This window comes from Enteroscipio rubneri (assembly GCF_002899715.1).
Classification (GTDB): domain Bacteria; phylum Actinomycetota; class Coriobacteriia; order Coriobacteriales; family Eggerthellaceae; genus Enteroscipio; species Enteroscipio rubneri.
Genome location: NZ_PPEK01000032.1, coordinates 1 through 2742 on the forward strand (window position 1 = coordinate 1; position 2742 = coordinate 2742).

7 protein-coding genes are annotated in these 2742 nt (G+C 64.2%); 3 read left to right on the plus strand and 4 right to left on the minus strand.

Annotated features, from left to right (window positions below; translation table 11 throughout):
* Both C2L71_RS11775 and C2L71_RS11780 read right to left on the minus strand, forming a co-directional pair.
* Positions 1-274, minus strand: a 274-nt coding sequence (locus tag C2L71_RS11775; RefSeq protein ID WP_129588527.1) for a hypothetical protein, incomplete at its 3' end; no start/stop codon positions are given.
* Positions 271-519: a hypothetical protein gene (locus C2L71_RS11780; RefSeq protein WP_103265951.1), complete on the minus strand. Its 249-nt coding sequence runs from the start codon at positions 517-519 to the stop codon at positions 271-273. The genes C2L71_RS11775 and C2L71_RS11780, both read right to left, overlap by 4 nt.
* A 466-nt stretch (positions 520-985) precedes the next feature.
* On the opposite strand from C2L71_RS11780, the gene C2L71_RS11785 reads away from it, so the two are divergent.
* The 3 genes from C2L71_RS11785 to C2L71_RS11795 are packed head-to-tail and all read left to right on the plus strand — an operon-like array spanning position 986 to position 1670.
* Complete coding sequence (locus tag C2L71_RS11785; RefSeq protein WP_103265952.1) at positions 986-1168, plus strand: hypothetical protein; 183 nt, start codon at positions 986-988, stop codon at positions 1166-1168.
* Positions 1165-1413, plus strand: coding sequence for a hypothetical protein (locus tag C2L71_RS11790; protein ID WP_103265953.1), 249 nt, complete (start codon positions 1165-1167; stop codon positions 1411-1413). The genes C2L71_RS11785 and C2L71_RS11790 overlap by 4 nt, the downstream gene beginning before the upstream one ends.
* A complete protein-coding gene (locus C2L71_RS11795) occupies positions 1410-1670 on the plus strand; it encodes a hypothetical protein (protein WP_103265954.1) in 261 nt (86 codons plus the stop codon). Before C2L71_RS11790 ends, C2L71_RS11795 begins: the two co-directional genes overlap by 4 nt.
* A 381-nt stretch (positions 1671-2051) precedes the next feature.
* Here the strand turns inward: C2L71_RS11795 and C2L71_RS12075 are convergent, their stop codons facing one another.
* Together C2L71_RS12075 and C2L71_RS11800 are read right to left on the minus strand one after the other, a co-directional pair.
* The gene (locus tag C2L71_RS12075; RefSeq protein ID WP_157938991.1) at positions 2052-2216 is read right to left on the minus strand and encodes a hypothetical protein; all 165 of its coding nucleotides are present in this window, start codon (positions 2214-2216) and stop codon (positions 2052-2054) included.
* Position 2217: 1 nt separating this feature from the next.
* A partial coding sequence (locus C2L71_RS11800; RefSeq protein ID WP_129588528.1) for a DUF4417 domain-containing protein occupies positions 2218-2742 on the minus strand: 525 nt, incomplete at its 5' end.

Consider the following 2742-nt stretch of genomic DNA (forward strand, 5'->3'; position numbering starts at 1 on the left):
ATCGCTCCATGGGAATATCCCCGTATTCGTCCCCGAACAGCTCGGCGCAAGCGGGACGCTCGAACATCTTGCACGACCTTGTGAGCGTGCAGCCGCAGCCGTAGGAGAAGCTGCCGCAGGACTGCGAGTATCGGAAGCCCATCGGCTTGCCGCATCGAGGGCAGCGCCAGCTTTCAAGCTCACGAAGCTGCTCCATCGTCCCATCGATCAGCAGGGCGTCCATGCGCTCGAACTCCGCGTCTGCAGCCTCTATGGCCTCTGGAGTGTTGATCATCTGGACGCGGCCCCGTCCGGCGGGTCAATCACGAGCGCGGTATCCGGCACGTCGGCGTGCGGGATGGCGGCGAGCGAGTAGCCGCAGACTTCGAGCATGGCGGCCAGGGTGTCGGCCTTGGGGGTGCTGCCTCGGGTCGCCCCGCTTGCCACGTAGCTATCGGCCTTCCCTAAAGCTCGGCCTATGCTGTTCGTGGATATCCCCTTGTTCTCGGCAGCTCTTTTCACTGCTTCGTATGCATCCATTCTGCTCCTCTCTAGCGATTAACAATAGCTTAGTAAACAATTGTGATGATAATGTGGAAGAGGCGGTTAGCAATTGCTAATCGATTAACAAGTGCTTACTATTGTACCAGGCAAGGAAACGGGCTACCGAGGGCAACGTGCAGGGAATCCGTTGATTGTCCGGGCCGATGAAAGGCGGCAGCGGTGGACATTGAAAAGCTAGCGGGACTCATGGCAGCAGTCGCCGCGCTTGTCAAAGTAGCATTATCCGTCGCCGAGCACGTGGGCGACAGGCGAAAAGAAAAGCGGGCCAGCCGTGGGAAGCATGCCCGCTAAGAACAAACGGGGCGGCTTTCGCAGCGCCCCACCACCGCGCATTGTACCAAGCCGCGAGCACGGCGGCAATAGGAAGGGGCACCCCTCCAAACCTGGAAGCAGAAGGGATGCCCAGAGAGCGGCCCAGAGGGCCGGTAAGGAGGATTCTACCATGACGGAGGCAAGGAAAGACGCTCTTCTGCGCAGGATCGAGAGCGCCGCCCTGGACGTGCTGGCGAGCGCGGCCAGGATGAGGGCGGGAGGCGGCTTGGACGATGCGCGCATACTGTTCGAGGCCGCGTGCGATGCCCACGGTGACGCGCTGGAGCTGGCGCTTGGGGAGGAGGCGTCATGAGCGGGAAGAAAGACAAGAAACGCGGGAGTGTTCCCCTGTGGGTGGTTGACGGGCTGGTAGACGTGGCCGACGCAGCGGGGAGCCTCGCGCAAGCCGTGGAATGCGCCACCACGGGGGCGAGGACGAGCATAACCGATCCCGCCGACTTCCTGGCGGGCACCCTCGACGTGCTGCTGGTCGCATCGGAGGATGTCTACGAGCGTGCTGCGACGCTTCGCGACAGGGCCGAGGGGGCGATGGCGTGAGCGAGGCGACGACGGGGCTTTTCGGCGCGTCCGACTTCGAAAGGGACGAGCCGGGATGCGACGGTGCGGTTCTGCACGCCCTCTCGCTGATCGACCAGTCCGCAGGAATGGCGCTTGTGTGCGCGGGGGCGATAGAGCGGGCTGCGGAAGGTTGCGGGTCGTGCGATTGCCAGCTCGCGGACATGGCCTGCATCGTCTCCCGCCTGCTACGCAAGTGCGGCGGCGACTTGGCGGCAGCGGTGAGACTGATCGACTGAGTACGGGTCGTGCCAAGAACCCGGGCGCAGGGAACGCCCTCTCGGGGCGTAGCAGAATAAGGCCGACGGGAAGCCCGGTAGTCCCGCTAAGAGGACGGCGGGCTTCCCGCCGGCAAAAGCCCCGGGCATCCTGGAAAGGAAGCTCAGGGCTTTCTCCATGCATGCCCTCCGATTGCGGAATACCTCGTTCGGGGGGATGGGCGCTACGCCGCCGGGGTCGCGGCGGGAGAGGGGGAGGGATCGGGCGCGGCCCTCTCGCCCCGCCACCCGCTCCGCCTCTTGCTGCAGCGATTTCAGTTCATAAAGAACAGTGTGCGCGTCCGGTTGGGGCGCGTTGGTGTATCGATGAGGGGCCGCGGGAATCCGCTTGGCAGGGGGGGATCACCCGTTGGCCGGGTTCGCGCCTTTCGCCTTGCGCGCGGCCTCGGCGCGGTTCGCCTTGCCCTGCTTCGAGAGCTTGCGCCTCTTGGCACCCTCGCCGTGGGACTTCTGCCCCTTCTTCTTGTAGTAGTCGCTCACCTTGCCGCTGCTGCTGCCTCGTCCCATGTCATGCTTCCTTTCCATCGGTTTGCTTGTCTTTCCTGATCTGCTCGAATCTCTGCTGCATCTCGCTCTCGTACCACATCACTTCCGCCCCGTGCGCGTCGAACTCGCACCTCCTCCCGTATGCCAGGACGACCGAAGGACGAAGCCTCCTCGCCGCCTCTGCGGCCCCGTTCCTGAACAGCTCGATACCTTCCACGCAATCCATAAGCCCCACTGTTGAGAGCGCCACCACAGAGCCTTGCGGGACGCCCTCGAAGGCGAACGCGTAGGTGTAAGGCTCTCCCCATGTGAGCGTTGGCACGACCGTTAGCCCCGCATCCTGCCACATGCGGCCCACGGCCCGGCCCCGGTAGACGTTCCACCGCTGCATAGGCTCGGGCATGTCGAGGTAGCACGAGAAGTCGGGCGTGAGGACGCACGCGAAGCGGGAGAGCATGGGCACGTAGCGCACGGGGTCGCTCCACGTCCCCTCGAACCGGTAATCGTCCAGGAAGAAGTGAACCCCGGCGTTAGGGTCGCTGCATCG